The sequence below is a fragment of the Hymenobacter citatus genome (genome assembly GCF_014333615.1).
Classification (GTDB): Bacteria; Bacteroidota; Bacteroidia; order Cytophagales; family Hymenobacteraceae; genus Hymenobacter; species Hymenobacter citatus.
Genome location: NZ_JACSCY010000012.1, coordinates 52,520 through 67,397 on the forward strand (window position 1 = coordinate 52,520; position 14,878 = coordinate 67,397).

Annotated in this window: 15 protein-coding genes; 6 read left to right on the top strand and 9 right to left on the bottom strand. The window is 58.0% G+C overall.

Annotated features, from left to right (window positions below; translation table 11 throughout):
* Positions 1-176: 176 nt before the first annotated feature.
* Positions 177-947: an O-methyltransferase gene (locus H8B15_RS14615; RefSeq protein WP_343069166.1), complete on the bottom strand. Its 771-nt coding sequence runs from the start codon at positions 945-947 to the stop codon at positions 177-179.
* A gap of 172 nt (positions 948-1,119) precedes the next feature.
* Entirely contained in the window at positions 1,120-1,506 is a 387-nt protein-coding gene (apaG, locus tag H8B15_RS14620; protein WP_187320415.1) for a Co2+/Mg2+ efflux protein ApaG, read from the bottom strand.
* 112 nt (positions 1,507-1,618) lie between these two features.
* On the opposite strand from apaG, the gene H8B15_RS14625 reads away from it, so the two are divergent.
* Positions 1,619-2,284, top strand: coding sequence for a uracil-DNA glycosylase (locus H8B15_RS14625; protein ID WP_187320416.1), 666 nt, complete (start codon positions 1,619-1,621; stop codon positions 2,282-2,284).
* 155 nt (positions 2,285-2,439) lie between these two features.
* Here H8B15_RS14625 and lepB read toward each other — a convergent pair whose 3' ends face one another.
* The 6 genes from lepB to H8B15_RS14655 form a co-directional block, all read right to left on the bottom strand.
* Positions 2,440-3,657, bottom strand: coding sequence for a signal peptidase I (gene lepB / locus H8B15_RS14630; protein WP_187320417.1), 1,218 nt, complete (start codon positions 3,655-3,657; stop codon positions 2,440-2,442).
* Positions 3,658-3,879: 222 nt separating this feature from the next.
* A complete protein-coding gene (dapB, locus tag H8B15_RS14635; protein ID WP_187320418.1) occupies positions 3,880-4,599 on the bottom strand; it encodes a 4-hydroxy-tetrahydrodipicolinate reductase in 720 nt (239 codons plus the stop codon).
* Positions 4,596-5,300, bottom strand: coding sequence for a DUF5683 domain-containing protein (locus H8B15_RS14640; RefSeq protein ID WP_187320419.1), 705 nt, complete (start codon positions 5,298-5,300; stop codon positions 4,596-4,598). Before H8B15_RS14640 ends, dapB begins: the two co-directional genes overlap by 4 nt.
* A 100-nt stretch (positions 5,301-5,400) precedes the next feature.
* The gene (locus tag H8B15_RS14645) at positions 5,401-6,354 is read right to left on the bottom strand and encodes a ParB/RepB/Spo0J family partition protein (RefSeq protein WP_187320420.1); all 954 of its coding nucleotides are present in this window, start codon (positions 6,352-6,354) and stop codon (positions 5,401-5,403) included.
* Positions 6,355-6,593: 239 nt separating this feature from the next.
* Positions 6,594-7,412, bottom strand: coding sequence for a ParA family protein (locus H8B15_RS14650; RefSeq protein WP_187320421.1), 819 nt, complete (start codon positions 7,410-7,412; stop codon positions 6,594-6,596).
* Between the two features lie 100 nt (positions 7,413-7,512).
* Positions 7,513-8,193, bottom strand: coding sequence for a metal-dependent hydrolase (locus tag H8B15_RS14655; RefSeq protein ID WP_187320422.1), 681 nt, complete (start codon positions 8,191-8,193; stop codon positions 7,513-7,515).
* A gap of 237 nt (positions 8,194-8,430) precedes the next feature.
* On the opposite strand from H8B15_RS14655, the gene H8B15_RS14660 reads away from it, so the two are divergent.
* From H8B15_RS14660 to H8B15_RS14680, 5 genes are all read left to right on the top strand, one after another.
* Positions 8,431-10,098, top strand: coding sequence for an ABC transporter substrate-binding protein (locus H8B15_RS14660; RefSeq protein ID WP_187320423.1), 1,668 nt, complete (start codon positions 8,431-8,433; stop codon positions 10,096-10,098).
* A 185-nt stretch (positions 10,099-10,283) separates the two neighbouring features.
* Positions 10,284-11,333 (top strand): arsenosugar biosynthesis radical SAM (seleno)protein ArsS, encoded by a 1,050-nt coding sequence (arsS, locus tag H8B15_RS14665; protein ID WP_187320424.1) that lies wholly within the window; start codon positions 10,284-10,286, stop codon positions 11,331-11,333.
* A gap of 24 nt (positions 11,334-11,357) precedes the next feature.
* Entirely contained in the window at positions 11,358-12,407 is a 1,050-nt protein-coding gene (locus H8B15_RS14670) for a methyltransferase domain-containing protein (RefSeq protein ID WP_187320425.1), read from the top strand.
* A 6-nt stretch (positions 12,408-12,413) separates the two neighbouring features.
* Positions 12,414-13,148, top strand: a complete 735-nt coding sequence (locus H8B15_RS14675; protein WP_187320426.1) for a TIGR04283 family arsenosugar biosynthesis glycosyltransferase — start codon at positions 12,414-12,416, stop codon at positions 13,146-13,148.
* A gap of 193 nt (positions 13,149-13,341) precedes the next feature.
* The gene (locus H8B15_RS14680) at positions 13,342-13,968 is read left to right on the top strand and encodes a TIGR04282 family arsenosugar biosynthesis glycosyltransferase (RefSeq protein ID WP_187320427.1); all 627 of its coding nucleotides are present in this window, start codon (positions 13,342-13,344) and stop codon (positions 13,966-13,968) included.
* Between the two features lie 214 nt (positions 13,969-14,182).
* On the opposite strand, the gene H8B15_RS14685 is transcribed toward H8B15_RS14680, so the two are convergent.
* Entirely contained in the window at positions 14,183-14,770 is a 588-nt protein-coding gene (locus H8B15_RS14685; RefSeq protein WP_187320428.1) for a DUF6438 domain-containing protein, read from the bottom strand.
* Positions 14,771-14,878 lie beyond the last annotated feature (108 nt).

A 14,878-nucleotide genomic window follows, 5' to 3' on the forward strand; every position in this document is an offset into this window, starting at 1 on the left:
AGCTTGCGAAGGACCTTCTCACATCAGAACGACAAGCGTACCAACGACTCGTCAAGCGTACCAACGACTCGTTCAACTGGCAGAAGGTCCTTCGCAAGCTCAGGATGACAGCCGTAGTTTACTCACCATTTCACTACTCACAAACTCACAACTTCACCATTTCTCCACTCACCATCTCACGCCGACAACCGCCCTACCCGCTCCAGTAGCCGATCTACCGGGTGGTCAAAACGCAGCGTGAAATGCTGCTTGGGCTGATTGGGTCGGAAAAACACGAGGCCCACGTAAAACAAATCAACAGTGAGCGACACGGCCGGGTGCTGTTGCACCGCCGCCCAGGCGCGCTCCATCTCCACTGACCAATGAATATCGTCGAGCACGAATAGGCTGTCGTTGGTGCGGTGGGCCAGGCATTGTTCGAAGTAGCGCAGGGTAGGCTCGTAGCGGTGGTTGCCGTCGAAAAAGGCGAAGTCGAGGGGAGCTTGTAGCTGCCGGAGGGTAGGGGCGAGGGTCGCGTCAAGGTTGCCCGTTACCAGCTCTACGTTAGGCAGGTGCAGCGCCGCAAACGTTTCGCGGGCCACGCGGGCCGTTTCAGGGCACCCCTCAAACGTGACGACATGGGCCCGAGAATCGGCCGCGGCCAGGTAGGCGGTAGTCAGCCCCAGCGACGTGCCCAACTCCAGCACTGTGCGCGGCTGCTGCCAGTTCACCAGCCGGAATAGCAGCTGCGCCAGTGCGGGCGGTTTGGCGGCCGTACGAGCCACGTCGCGCAGGCGGCGCTGCCGGCCCGCGCCCGTGTGCGAGCCGGCCCCCAAGTCCGTAACCGTAATGCTAATGTTGCTGTCAAGCAAATACTGCCGGCGCTCCTCAATGGCCGCAAAGGCTTGGTAGGCGCCCGTGTGCTGAATGACGTCGTTGTACAGCCCAAAAACAAACGGGGAATGCAACCCATGTGCATTCCCCGAGCGGGCCAAAAATCGTAAGTAACTGAGTGCTTGGTGAAGCAAGGGGTACATGGATAAATGGTTGAATGGTTAAATGGCTGGCTGATTAAATGGTTGTCGTTCGGCAGATTCAGAACGACAACCATTTAATCAGCCAGCCATTTAACCATTCAACCTAATTCAGCCGGAACGGCACGATGAGGGTAAATTCGGGAATATCAACGGTGAACTCGCGGCCGTCGGCTAGGCGCTCCATCTGGTAGGTACCACACATTTTGCCTAGGCCCGTTTTCAGGTTGCAGCCCGATACATATTGATGTGCTTCGCCGGGTTCCAGCACGGGTTGCTGGCCCACCACGCCGTCGCCTTCCACTTCGCGCACCACACCATTGGCATCGTAGATGTGCCAGTGACGACGTAGCAGCTTCACGGTGTACTCGCTATTGTTGCGAATATCGATTTTATAGGCAAACACGTAGTGTTCCTGGCTCGGGCTCGAATAATCGGGGAGGTAGTTGGTCGTAACACTCACCGTTACTCCCTGCGTAGTGGTAGTATTCATGGCTGCTGCTATGCTGTGTAGAATAGGACTAACGCTAGTCTGCGGAATTTGGTTTATCTACGCAGTTAGCATCGTCTAAGGCTTCCCTACTTCGCAAATAAACTATTTCCGTATGAATGTAAAGATAGATGAGAGTTGGCGCAAGGTGTTGCACGAAGAATTTGACAAAACTTATTTTCAGCACCTGACTACCTTCTTGCGTGGCGAGTACGCCACCACGGCTGTGTACCCGCCCGGGCCGCAAATTTTTCATGCGTTTCAGGCCTGCCCTTTTGATAAACTAAAGGTGGTAATTCTGGGTCAGGACCCCTACCACGGTAAGGGGCAGGCCCACGGCTTGTCCTTTTCGGTGGCGCATGGGGTTCGCACGCCGCCTTCTCTGCAAAACATTTTCAAAGAGCTGTACGACGACATTCCCGGTACCGCTCCCGCCCCCGATGGCAACCTCGACCGGTGGGCCGAGCAAGGCGTATTGCTGCTGAATGCTACCCTTACGGTGCGGGCCAGCACGCCCGGCTCCCACCAGAAGAAAGGCTGGGAGCAGTTCACAGATGCCGTTATTCAGAAAATATCGGAGCAGAAAGAGCACGTCGTATTCATCCTGTGGGGCGTCTATGCCCAGAAAAAAGGCGAAATCATCGACGCAAAAAAGCACCTAGTGCTAAAGGCCGCTCACCCCTCGCCCTACGCCGCCGACCGGGGCTTTTTCGGCTCGCGCCCCTTCAGCAAAACCAACGCCTACCTAGAGCAGCATGGCAAACAGCCGATTAACTGGTAGCTCACGGATTAGAGCGGATGTGACGGATTAGTCGGATTTTGTAGTCGATTCAAACCAAAAGAGCTTGCCAGATGGCAAGCTCTTTTGGTTTTCAGATCTCGTAATAGGTTCTAGTAGAATCGACTACAAAATCCGACTAATCCGTCACATCCGCTCTAATCCGTGATCAGGTTAAACAGACGGTTCCAGCGGATTTTGTGGAAGAAATCGGCGTAGGGGTCTACCGACATCCAGATGAGCACGGCCTTGCCCACGATGTGGTCTTCGGGTACGAAACCCCAGAAGCGCGAGTCCTCGGAGTTGTGGCGGTTGTCACCCATCATGAAGTAGTAGTTCTGCTTGATGGTGTAGCTGGTAAGTGGCTTGCCGTTTTGGTAAATCATGCCGTTTTGCCACGTAATGCCTTCGTTGTGCTCATAGCGGGCTACTATTTTGTAGTAGATGCCCGCGTTTTCTGGCGTTAGAGTAACGGTCTGGCCCTCCTTCGGAATAGGCAGAGGGCCGTAGTTGTCCACATTCCAGGGGCGCTCAGTAGCGCTGGTCATAGTCAGTGAAGGATAGTCGACGCGGTTGGGAAACAGGGTAGGATTGGCTACACCGGGCGCAGCTTTGGTGGGGGCCACACTCTTCACATAGGGCTGCTGGCGGAAGTAGCTAGCGGCCGAATTGGTCATGTGCAGGCTCTGGTACACATAGTTGCCGCCTTGCGTCTGGCCGCTGGGGTAGGGGATACCATTGCCACCGGCCATGCCGCTGCCGTCGATCTGATAGTCCAGCACACTCTGCTCCTGAAAAAACTTGTCGCGCACGGGCGCAGTTGTTTCCATGTCGTAAGTGGTCTGCGACTCTGTGGGCGTCTTGATGGGCTGCCCATTAATATACACCTGCCCTTCCTTGATTTCCAGCACGTCGCCGGGCGTGCCGATGCAACGCTTGATGTAGTTGGTGCGCAAATCAGCCGGAAACTGGCTTTCAAACGGCACATTAAACACCACCACATCGTTGCGCTTCACTTCTGAAAAGCCCGGCAAGCGGTAGGATGGCAGTTGAATGGCATCGGAGTAGCTTTTAATGCCGGTTCCCCAGATGGTTTGGTGTGTGAGCGGCACCTGCAAGGGCGTTTGAGGGGTGCGCGGACCATAATGGAGCTTACTCACAAATAGATAGTCGCCTACCAGCAAGGAATGCTCCATAGAGGGGGTAGGGATAGTGTACGCTTCAAACGTGGCCCAGCGAATGAGTGTGGCAGCCACTACGGCAAACAGAATTGCGTCGCCCCACTCGCGCCACACGCTCTTGGCTTTTTTGTGTTGGGGCGGTTTCGGTTTGGCTTGTTGCGCCTTGAGGCGGTCTTCCCAGGATTGTACGGCCATAATACGAAAGGCGGAGATGCAGAATAACACCGAAGTAACTTCCGGCTCATTACCCAAAGAACGGGTAAATTTTAATTAGTAACCTAGTAACGTACGAGCTAGCTGCTGGTAAGGGGTAGAGACACAACGTATTATGTCTCGTCGTTGAACAACTGGAACCGCACAGGTTGAGTGAAGTCAGCAACGACGAGGCACAACCCACTGTGTCTCTACCTCATAAGGCTACAACCCTAGCAAGTCCTTCATGCCAAATACCCCCTGGCGGCCCGGCAGCCACTCTGCGGCCAGCAGTGCGCCCTGCACAAATCCGTCGCGGGTGTGGGCCTCGTGTTTCAGCTCGATATCATCGGCTGCGGAGCTATAGGTCACAATGTGCGTACCCACCACCGCGCCTGTGCGCTCTGACACTACCGCCAGCTCATCGGGCGCGTTGGTCGGCTCGTTGCGCCACGTGGTTTTGGCCGGGAAGTGGCGCAGGATGCCTTCGGCAGCTGTGAGGGCCGTGCCGCTGGGCTGGTCTACCTTCTGCGTGTGATGAATCTCGCGTACTTGCACATCGTAGCCGCCAAACTGGTGCATTTTGGCCGCGATGTACTCATTAAAGTGGAAGAACAGGTTCACGCCTACGCTGTAGTTGGAAGCGTAAAACAGCGGCGTGCCGGTCTGCTGGCTCAGTGCCTGTGCTTCCTGGAAATGGTGCAGCCAGCCCGTAGAGCCGCACACCACCGGAATACCCTGCTGCAAGCACGCCCGCACGTTGCCAAAGGCCGCGTCGGGGTGGGTGAATTCAATAGCAACGTCGGCAGTTTCGGGGGTGAAATCGGTAATCTGCACCCCCGGATGGGTAGGGTCTACAATGCCGGCAATCTGGTGGCCGCGGGCCGTGGCCTGGGCCGCAATGGCCTGGCCCATTTTGCCGTAGCCAATAAGAAGCAACTTCATTTTCGAGGGAAAGAGCGGGTAGAGGTAAGCGAAAAGGTAAGCGACATGCCCGGCGCCGCCGCTACCATCGGCGTGCGCAACATAGTAGGCTCAACGTTCAAACTCAGGTCGTCGCTGATATCAAAGTCTTTCAGGTGGGCATCTACCAAAGCGTCGAGCACGGTAAGGCCGTAGGCAACAGCTGAGTAGGCAATAAACTGGTCACGGTAGCGGCGAAATATAATAACGCTGCGCTCCGTGTAATTTGGCGTTCTACCATTCACTAGTGCAGGGGCACGAGAGCCGGGAGACTCTTCAAATTGTGCATCGGTAAGACGCGTATTACCGGTGATATTCCTTTTTGCAAAGAACTCTTTCTGTTGCACATAGCGGTGAAATTGCGTCTGTGAATACACTTCCATCGCTACCGTCCCCCCAATCAGTCCTACCGCCAACGGCACCTTCCAGTACTTCTTGTTATAAAACTGCCCGCCACCTGGGATAATGGCAAAAAATGCCGCTTTGGTGGGACGCGTCACGCGGCGGCCAAACAGAATTTCGGTTTTGCGGGCCGAGTCGGCGGCAGTTTCCTGCCGGGGCTCCGCCACCTGCGACGAGTCTGGCCCGGCCGTAACGGCTATCTGAGCCTGGGCATGATGGGTAGTGACAAAGAACGCCAGCAATAAGAATAGCAGCGAACAGCAACGAGATAAGGCAGCCATAGAGATAGTGAAAAGAGGAGCATTGAAGCAGCTAGAAACTATATAGCGTCCAACGATGCCCGGCTTGCCGGTAGTATACCTATACTACCGGCTACCTACTCTATGCTGGCTGCAAAATGTGCAGAATGCGCTGCATGTCCTCCACCGAATCAAAAGCAATTTTGATTTCGCCCCGGCCCTGCGGACCGGGTTTCACCTGCACGCGGCTCCCAAACCGGTCGGAGAGGTGGCGCTCGGTGCGGCGTAGTTCGGCTACGGGCACTTGTGGCTCGGCAGGTTCCGCAGAAGGTGCATCAGCCTTGGTGGGCGGCGTGAGGCCGTTGCGCACCAGCTGCTCTACCTTACGCACCGACAGCTCCTCATCCACGATGCGGTGAAACAACGCCAGTTGCTGCTCTACGCTGTCAATATTCACCAGTGCCCGGGCGTGGCCCATGGAAATCACATTGTCGCGCAGACCGATTTGAATATCAGGTGGTAGCTTGAGCAGGCGTAGATAGTTCGTGACCGTCGAGCGGTTTTTGCCTACCCGGTCGCCTAGCTCTTCCTGCTTCAGGTTACACTCACTTACGAGGCGCTGGTAGCTGAGAGCAATTTCGATGGCGTTGAGGTTCTCGCGTTGGATGTTCTCAATGAGCGCCATTTCCAGCATCTGCTGGTCGTCGGCCTTGCGGATGTAGGCCGGAATGGTCTCCAGACCCGCCAGCCGCGAAGCTTGCAAACGTCGTTCCCCCGAAATCAGCTGGTAGGAGTTGGTGCCCATCTGGCGCACCGTCACGGGCTGAATGATGCCCTGAATCTTGATAGACTCCGCCAGTTCCTGCAAAGCAGTCTGGTCGAAGTGCGTGCGGGGCTGGTAGGGGTTGGCCTCAATGTGGCCCACCGGAATCAGCCCGACGGAGTTGACGGGGTGGGGCACCAGGCCCGTGGAACCTACCCGGTCGCTCTTCTTTTCGTAGCTGCCCTCAATCAGTGCGTTCAGGCCACGGCCCAGGCCGCCTACTTTGCGCTTGGGTAGCGACGGAATATTTTTTTCTTCGTTTTTCTCTGACATACCTGCGAGCGGCTCTTATTTATCCAATGGATATAAGCCGGATTCAAAAATACACAAACCGCCGGGAAGGCCGGGAAATTTTCGTTGGGTAGGGTAGCCGAAGGTTACTACTGACTAAAAACGCCTGTCATCCTGAGCACAGCGAAGGACCTTCTCACGCAAGAACAACAGGCGTATCAACGACTCGTTCTTGCGTGAGAAGGTCCTTCGCTGTGCTCAGGATGACACCTGTACTTGTTCTACGCCGCTTCGTCGCTGGCTTCTTCTTGCTCGGCTTCGGGGGCTGCTGCCTCCACGTTTTTCTCCACAATTTCGCGGGCCAGGTTCAGGTAGCTGATGCTGCCTTTGCTCTCGGCGTCGTGCAGAATGACCGGAATGCCAAAGCTCGGTGACTCCGACAGCTTCACGTTGCGCGGGATAATCGTATCGAATACCAGCTGCTGGAAATGCAGCTTCACTTCCTCTACCACTTGGTTGGAGAGGCGCAGGCGCACGTCGTACATCGTGAGCAGGATGCCCTCGATTTCCAGCGTCTCGTTCAGGCGGCCCTGAATGATTTTCACCGTGTTCAGCAGCTTGCCCAAGCCTTCTAAGGCGAAATATTCGCACTGCACCGGAATGATAACCGAGTGTGCGGCCGTGAGGGCATTCACCGTAATCAGGCCCAGCGAGGGCGAGCAGTCGATGATAATGAAGTCGTACTGATCGGCCAGGGGGCGCAGCGCATCCTTCATCTTCTCCTCCCGGTTGGGAAGGTTGATCATCTCTACCTCAGCCCCTACCAGGTCGATGTGGGAGGGCATCAGGTCGAGGTGGGGGAGGATGTTGGTTTGCAGAATGGTTTCCTCGGCACTCACCCCGTCTACCATGCACTCGTACACGCTGTTCTCGATATCCTTGGGGTCGAAGCCTACCCCAGACGTGGCATTGGCCTGCGGATCGGCATCGACCAGCAGCGTCCGGTATTCCAGCGCCGCCAGGCTGGCTGCCAGGTTAATGGCCGAGGTGGTTTTGCCTACGCCGCCCTTCTGGTTGGCTACCGCAATGATTTTGCCCATGTGTTTTAAAGCTGTTGGCTGTTAGCTATTAGCTGTTAGCTTTTCTATAAAATATACTCACGCTGTCAAGAAGGATGTGGCTAACAGCCAACAGCTTCTTTTACAGGTCAATCGTTTCGCCGATTTGCAGCAGCGTCAGCTCTTTGCCGGCTTGCTGCGCTTTGGTTTTGGCGGCTTCCTGGTCGATTTTGATGGCCGGGAAGGTGTCGTAGTGCATGCCGATGAGCTTGGTGGCGCCTACCCAGTTGGCCGCAACCAGCGCATCGTCGATGCCCATGGTGTAGTTGTCGCCGATGGGCAGGATGGCAAAGTCCAATTGGTACTGCTCACCCAGTATTTTCATGTCGTAGGTGAGGGCCGTATCGCCAGCAAAGTAGAAGGTTTTGCCTTCGGCTTCCACCACAAAACCTGCCGCTATGCCGCCGTAGGTGCCGTCGGGGAGAGAGCTGGAATGGGCGGCGGCCACCATTTTCACGGTGCCGAAGGGTAGGCTCACCTTGCCGCCAATGTTCATGGGGTAAGCGGCCTTCAGGCCTTTCTGGCCGAACCAGCCCGCTATTTCAGCAATGGCTACCAGCTCGGCGCCGGTGCGGTTGCCGATTTCCTCCACGTCGGCCACATGGTCGCCGTGGCCGTGACTGAGCAGGATGTAGTCGGCCTCGATCTTTTCTACCTCTACGTCCTTGGCTAACGGGTTGGGGCGGATGAACGGATCAAAAAGCACTTTCTGGCCACCAGTTTCAAGAAGGAAGCACGCGTGGCCGAAGTAGGTCAGTTTCATGTTAGAGCAATGCAGGTGTGGCAGTTGCGGGTTACCAGATTGCAGTTGTGTATGGTGGTCATGCTGCGCTTACGAGGGACCTTCTGCCAGTCGAACGACCATCGTATCGACGACTCGTTCCAGCGTGAAAAGGTCCTTCACTACGCTCAGGATGACAGCCTTATTTGGTTGACAACTGATAACTAATAACCGCGAACAGCTTAGTTTAGCACAAAGATACACTGTTTCGCCTTTCTCATGAGTTCGTTTTTGCGTCGTTTGGCCGGTTTTTCCTTTGTCTGCGCGGGGTTGCTAAGCAGCTGCGGCGGCCCGGCGCAGCCCACCGACGACCGGCGCGTGTTTCGCTATAACCAGCCCGAGGCGCTGACCTCGCTGGACCCGGCCTTTGCCAACAAGCAGGCAAATATTTGGGCCGTGACGCAGCTCTACAACGGCCTGCTGGAGCTGGACGACAGCCTAAAGCCCGGCCCGGCCCTGGCGCGCCGTTACCAGATTTCGCCCGATGGCAAAACCTACACTTTCACGCTGCGTCCCGGCGTGCACTTCCACGACTCGGAGGTGTTTGCCGGTGGCAAGGGTAGGGCCGTCACGGCGCAGGACTTCGTGTATAGCTTCCGGCGCCTGTTCGACCCCGCCACGGCCAGCCCCGGCGGGTGGATTTTTCGGGGAAAAGTGCTGGAAAATAGCCAGGGCGAAATCAGCGACACGGCCTTTGTAGCTGCCAACGACTCCACTCTGCGCATCTATTTGAAGGAGCCGTTTATCCCGTTTTTGGGCATCCTAACGATGCCCTACGCCTACGTGGTGCCGCGCGAGGCGGTGCAACGCTACGGCAAGGACTTCCGGGAGCATCCGGTGGGCACGGGGCCGTTTCGGTTCAAGGTGTGGGACGAAAGCAACGCCATCATCTACCACCGCAACCCGAGCTACTGGCGCCGCGACGCCCAGGGCCACGCGCTGCCCTACCTCGACGCGGTACAGATCAGCTTCATCACTGACCGCAAAACCGAGTTCCTGACGTTTCAGCAGGGCAAGTTGGATTTCCTGTCGGGTATTCGGGAAGGCTCGCGCGACCTGATTATGCACCCCGATGGCACCGTGCGCGAGGAGTTTCGCAATAAATTCAGGGTAGAAAAAGTGCCCTACCTCAACACCGAATACCTCGGCTTTCAGCTCGACCCCAAAAACCTGCCCACCGACGACGACACGCCCGCCCTGCGCGACCGGCGCGTGCGCCAGGCCCTGAGCTACGCCCTCAATAAGCCCGAAATGGTGGCGTATTTCCTCAACAACGTGGGCGTGCCGGGCGTGTCGGGCTTTGTGCCGTCGTCACTGCCCTCGTACAGCGCTACCCTGGTGCCGGGCTACGACTACCAACCTCAGAAGGCGCGGGCGTTGCTGCGAGAAGCGGGTTTTGGTTCGGGTAGGCCGCTGCGGCTGCGCCTGAGCACGGTGCAGGAGCGCAAGGAAATCTGCGAGTACATGCAGAAGAAATGGGCCGAGGTAGGGGCACAGGTGCAAATCGACGTGAACCAAGCCGCCGCCCACCAAGAGCTAGTGGATAACGGCCGCGCCGCCTTCTTCACCAAAAGCTGGCTGGGCGACTACCCCGACGCCGAAAACTACCTGGCCCTGTTCTACAGCCCCAACTTCGCGCCGGCCGGCCCCAACAAAACGCACTACAAAAGCGCCACCTACGACCAGCTATACCAGCAGGCCAACCGCGAACAGAACACCGAAAAGCGCTACAACCTCTACCGCCAGATGGACCGCCTGATGATGGCCGACGCGCCCGTGGTACCGCTTTATTACGATGAGGTAGTGCGCCTGACGCAGAACAACGTGCGCGGCCTGCGGCCAAATCCCATGAACCAGCTCACCCTGGAGCGCGTTCGGAAGGAGTAGAGCGTTCGTATTGATTGAATAAGAACGTCATGCTGAGCCTGTCGAAGCATCTCGCGTGCTGACGTCCGATTACTATTTCAACATCAGCACGCGAGATGCTTCGACAGGCTCAGCATGACGTTCTTACTAGTGCTATTCAGTAATTCCCTTTCGCCTACCTTTCCCGTATCCCTACCCCGTCCGCTATGAAGTCCCTCCATACCCAGCAACACCCGCTCGCCGACCTGCGCTACCAGCTGAACGTGCTTACCCACGCGGAAGCTGCTGGCAGCCATTTGCCGCCGTTTGCGGCCAAGCTGCGCGAAACGGGCCTGCTACCCCTGCGCCCCACGGGCCTCACGGTGATGCAGATCAACGTGGGTAAAATGTGCAACCAAACCTGCCACCACTGCCACGTAGACGCCGGCCCCGACCGCACCGAAATCATGACCCGCGCTACCATGCAGCAATGCCTCGACGCGCTGGCGCAGACCGATATTCCGGTGGTGGACCTCACGGGCGGCGCGCCGGAGATGAATCCGGATTTTCGGTGGTTCGTGGAACAGATTTCGGCCCTAGGGCGCAACGTGATTGTGCGCTGCAACCTCACCATCATCGTGGCTAACAAGAAGTACCACGACCTGCCCGAGTTCTTTGCCCGGCACCGGGTGCGGGTGGTGTCGTCGCTGCCATGCTACACGGCCGCCAACACCGACAAGCAGCGCGGCGAGGGTGTGTTTGAGCGCTCCATCCGGGCGTTGCAGATGCTGAACGCCGTGGGCTACGGCGTGGCCGATACGGGGCTGGTGCTGGATCTGGTATTCAATCCTGGCGGCGCCTCGCTGCCCGGTCCGCAGGCGGCACTGGAGGTAGACTACAAGCGCCAGCTGATTCAGGATTTTGGGATTGTGTTCAACAATCTGCTCACTATCACCAACCTGCCCATCAACCGCTTTCTGGAATTTTTGCTGGAAAGCGGTAAGTATGAGCTGTATATGGAAAAACTGGTGACGGCCTACAACCCCGCCGCCGCCGCCAACGTGATGTGCCGCAGCACGCTCTCCGTAGGCTGGGACGGCCAGCTCTACGACTGCGACTTCAACCAACAACTCGATTTGCTGGTAGAAGCCTCGGCCCCGCGCCACATTCAGGACTTCAACCAAGAAGTCTTGGAAAGTCGGGTCGTGGTAATCAACCAGCACTGCTACGGCTGCACGGCCGGCGCGGGCTCCAGCTGCGGCGGCGCCACGGTATAGCTTCAACCTGATAGTATAGAGAGAATGGAAACGACCACGCAAGCCCAAGTGCGCGACTACTACGGCACGCAGCTGACGACTAATCAGGACCTGAAAACCAACGCCTGCTGCACCACCGATATTCCAGCGGCGCACCGTCAGATTCTGGCTACCCTGGAACCCGAGGTGCTGGATAAATATTACGGCTGCGGCGTGTGCGTGCCCCCGGCCGTGGCGGGTTGCACCGTACTGGACCTGGGTAGCGGCAGCGGCCGCGACGCTTTCCTGCTCTCGAAGCTAGTAGGCGAAAACGGCCACGTGATTGGGGTAGACATGACCGACGAGCAGCTGGCCGTGGCCCGGCGGCACGTGGCGGCGCACACCGAGCGGTTTGGGTACGAGCGGCCCAACGTGGAGTTCCGCAAGGGCTACATCGAAGACCTGCGCACTGCCGATATAGCCGACAGCAGCGTGGATGTGGTGGTGAGCAACTGCGTGCTGAACCTGAGCACCGACAAGGCCGCCACCTACCGCGAAATTTTCCGGGTGTTGAAGCCGGGCGGCGAGCTGTTTATCTCGGATGTGTTTGCCGATCGGCGCGTGCCCGAAGCCTTGCGCCAGGACCCTGTATTATACGGCGAGTGCCTGAGCGGGGCGCTCTACGAGCAGGACTTTCGGCGCCTGCTGCACGAGCTGGGCATCCGCGACTACCGCCTCACTGAGCGACGCCGCCTGACGATTGAGAATGCGGAAATTGAGCAGAAAGTAGGCAACATCAAGTTCTACTCGCTCACGGTGCGGGCCTTCAAGCTCGACCTGGAAGACCAGTGCGAGGACTACGGCCAGGCGGCTACCTATCTAGGCTCCCTACCCGACGAGCCCCACGGCTTCACCCTCGACGACCACCATTACTTCGAAACCGGCCGGCCCATGCTGGTGTGCGGCAACACCGCCGACATGCTCAGCCAGACGCGCTACGCCCCGTATTTCAACGTAGTGGGCAACAAAGACCGGCATTTTGGTTTGTTCCCGTGCGGCCCGGCACCGTCGACTACTTCCGGTGCCGATGCAGTGGGCACTTCCTGCGGCTGTTAGTTGCTGATGCCGTCGTCTAGCAATTCAGCAAGCGCTACGGCTCCGTCCGTCAGCATCATCATTCCTACCTTCAACGAAGCCGATTCCATTGCCGACCTGGTGCGTTACCTGCGTGCCGCTACGGTGGGGGAAGACGTGGAAATACTGGTAGCCGATGGGCAAAGTTCGGACGCTACGGCGGCGCTGGCGCAAGCGGCCGGGGCGCGGGTGGTGGTGTGCCCGCGCAAGGGTAGGGCGGCCCAGATGAACCACGGCGCCCAGGTAGCCACCGGCCAGGTGCTGTACTTTCTGCACGCCGATACCTACCCGCCCGCGGGCTTCCTCACCGACATCCGGCAGGCGCTGGCCCTGGGCTACCGCAGCGGCTGCTACCGCCTCGCCTTCGACCACCCACACTGGTTTCTGCGCGCCAACGCCTGGTTCACGCGCTTTCCATGGACGGTGGTGCGCTTCGGCGACCAGAGTTTGTTTGTGTCAAAGGCGCTGTTCGGGCAGATTGGCGGCTTTCGGGAAGACTTGCAGGTGATGGAAGACCAAGAAATCATTGTGCGGCTGAAGACCCAGGGCCTGTTCCGAGTGGTGCCGCGCACCGTTACTACCTCCGCCCGCAAGTACCTCGACAACGGTGTATACCGCCTGCAAGGGCTGTTTACCAGCATTGCGGTGCTTTACTGGCTGGGTGTATCGCAAGCGAATCTGGTGCGCTTTTATCGGTTTTTTATCCGCAAAAGCAAATTATAGCCGTCGCCTGCCGGTCCGACGCCGCAGGCGTCCGACCGGTTGCCGTATGCTGAGGTTGAACGAGCTTCGTGCTGATGTCTGTCTCTACCTACCCCACGCGGTGCAGCCATCAGCAACGGCAACCGGTCGGACGCCGCAGGCGTCCGACCGGTAGGCGACGGTTCACCTGATTTGTACCGCATTAGATCAAAGCATGATAACCGATAGAAACGCACCCGCTCACCTGCTGATCTTTGCCCGCGAGCCGGTGCTGGGCCGCGTGAAGACCCGATTGGCAGCGGGTATCGGGGCAGAAGCGGCGCTGCAAGTGTACCGGGAGCTGCTGGCCCACACAGCGCAGGCTGTAGCTCAGGTCCAGGTACCCGCCACCGTGTGGCTAGCCGAAGCGCCTACCTTGACGCCAGCTCCCACCAACGCACTGCCCGAGTGGCCCGGCCTACCCTGGCAGGTGCAGCCCGCCGCCAACTCGCTGGGCGCGCGCATGGCCCACGCCTTCGCCGCCGCCTTTGCCGCCGGCGCTGCCCGCGTCGCCATCATCGGCACCGACTGCCCCGGCCTGACCGCCACGCATCTTACCAATGCTTTCCAGCTGCTCACCACTCACGACGTAGTACTCGGCCCCGCCGATGATGGCGGTTACTACCTGCTCGGCCTGCGTCAACCGCAACCGGCGCTGTTTGAAAACAAGAACTGGAGTACTCCTACCGTGCTGGCCGATACCCTCACCGACGCCCAGCATCTGAACCTGCGCACGGCGCTGCTCCCTACCCTCCACGACGTAGACTCTGCTGAGGACCTAGCCCGCTGGCGGGTAGGGTAGGGTAGGGTAGGGTAGGGTAGGGTAGGGTAGGGTAGGGTAGGGTAGGAGCCATTTTCTCGTCGGTCGAGAGGACAGCTTATTGCTTATTGAACAGTGTAGAGACGCATACTTGCGTCTCGTCGTCCATGCCGCGTGGCCGAAATTGTTCGACGATGAGACGCAACTATGCGTCTCCACACCGTTCCTTCCAGTAACCTCAACAGTTTCTAAAGGATTACCGCGTCTCGCTGGCCGTTATTTTACTGAATTGCTCGGTGAGGTAGGTAAGCAGTTCTTTCAGTTCTGCGGGCGTGTTGTTGGTCAGTTCGGCTTGCACAGTCTTCTGCGTACCGTCAGCTAGGGTGAGGGTGAGGTAGGTGGAGGGCAAGTCGCTGACACCAGAGAGGTAGTGGCTTTGCAGCTGGCTGAAATCCAGGATATTGGCCTTTTTTAGCGTTTGGTCGATAACCGTAACGGGTAGGCGTAGTTCATGCTTGCCTTTGAGCGGCACAAAGTCGAGGCCCTCGTAGGCCACGCGGCCATCGGCGTACACGGTGGCATTATAGGCGGGGCAGGTACCAAAGCAGCGCGTTTTGCGGAAGACCATTACGGGCGCATCCTTCGCGGCAGGTTTCACCACAGGCTGACGTTTCTGCGGAGTCTGCGGCGGGTTCATGGCCGGGTCCTGCGCGGGGTCGTACTGCACGGGCATATTTCCTTGGGTAGGGGCAGGTGGCTGCGACGTGGTAGGTTGCTGAGCGCTAGTGGTGCACGCCGATAGACTACCGCAAACAGCGAAAGCAAATAGCAAAGAGAAGCGCATAAGGAGTAGGAGAATGGAAAGAAAGAGTAGGCCAAAAACCAGGCCCAACTACAATGCCCAAACGTAGCATACGCAAAAAAAAGACCCGCGCCGGGTAGGCGCGGGTCT

Coding starts and splice junctions, on each gene's coding strand:
- apaG (WP_187320415.1), bottom strand. CDS start 1,506: ATGAATACTACCACTACGCAGGGAGTAACGGTGAGTGTTACGACCAAC.
- H8B15_RS14625 (WP_187320416.1), top strand. CDS start 1,619: ATGAATGTAAAGATAGATGAGAGTTGGCGCAAGGTGTTGCACGAAGAA.
- lepB (WP_187320417.1), bottom strand. CDS start 3,657: ATGGCCGTACAATCCTGGGAAGACCGCCTCAAGGCGCAACAAGCCAAA.
- dapB (WP_187320418.1), bottom strand. CDS start 4,599: ATGAAGTTGCTTCTTATTGGCTACGGCAAAATGGGCCAGGCCATTGCG.
- H8B15_RS14640 (WP_187320419.1), bottom strand. CDS start 5,300: ATGGCTGCCTTATCTCGTTGCTGTTCGCTGCTATTCTTATTGCTGGCG.
- H8B15_RS14645 (WP_187320420.1), bottom strand. CDS start 6,354: ATGTCAGAGAAAAACGAAGAAAAAAATATTCCGTCGCTACCCAAGCGC.
- H8B15_RS14650 (WP_187320421.1), bottom strand. CDS start 7,412: ATGGGCAAAATCATTGCGGTAGCCAACCAGAAGGGCGGCGTAGGCAAA.
- H8B15_RS14655 (WP_187320422.1), bottom strand. CDS start 8,193: ATGAAACTGACCTACTTCGGCCACGCGTGCTTCCTTCTTGAAACTGGT.
- H8B15_RS14660 (WP_187320423.1), top strand. CDS start 8,431: ATGAGTTCGTTTTTGCGTCGTTTGGCCGGTTTTTCCTTTGTCTGCGCG.
- arsS (WP_187320424.1), top strand. CDS start 10,284: ATGAAGTCCCTCCATACCCAGCAACACCCGCTCGCCGACCTGCGCTAC.
- H8B15_RS14670 (WP_187320425.1), top strand. CDS start 11,358: ATGGAAACGACCACGCAAGCCCAAGTGCGCGACTACTACGGCACGCAG.
- H8B15_RS14675 (WP_187320426.1), top strand. CDS start 12,414: ATGCCGTCGTCTAGCAATTCAGCAAGCGCTACGGCTCCGTCCGTCAGC.
- H8B15_RS14680 (WP_187320427.1), top strand. CDS start 13,342: ATGATAACCGATAGAAACGCACCCGCTCACCTGCTGATCTTTGCCCGC.
- H8B15_RS14685 (WP_187320428.1), bottom strand. CDS start 14,770: ATGCGCTTCTCTTTGCTATTTGCTTTCGCTGTTTGCGGTAGTCTATCG.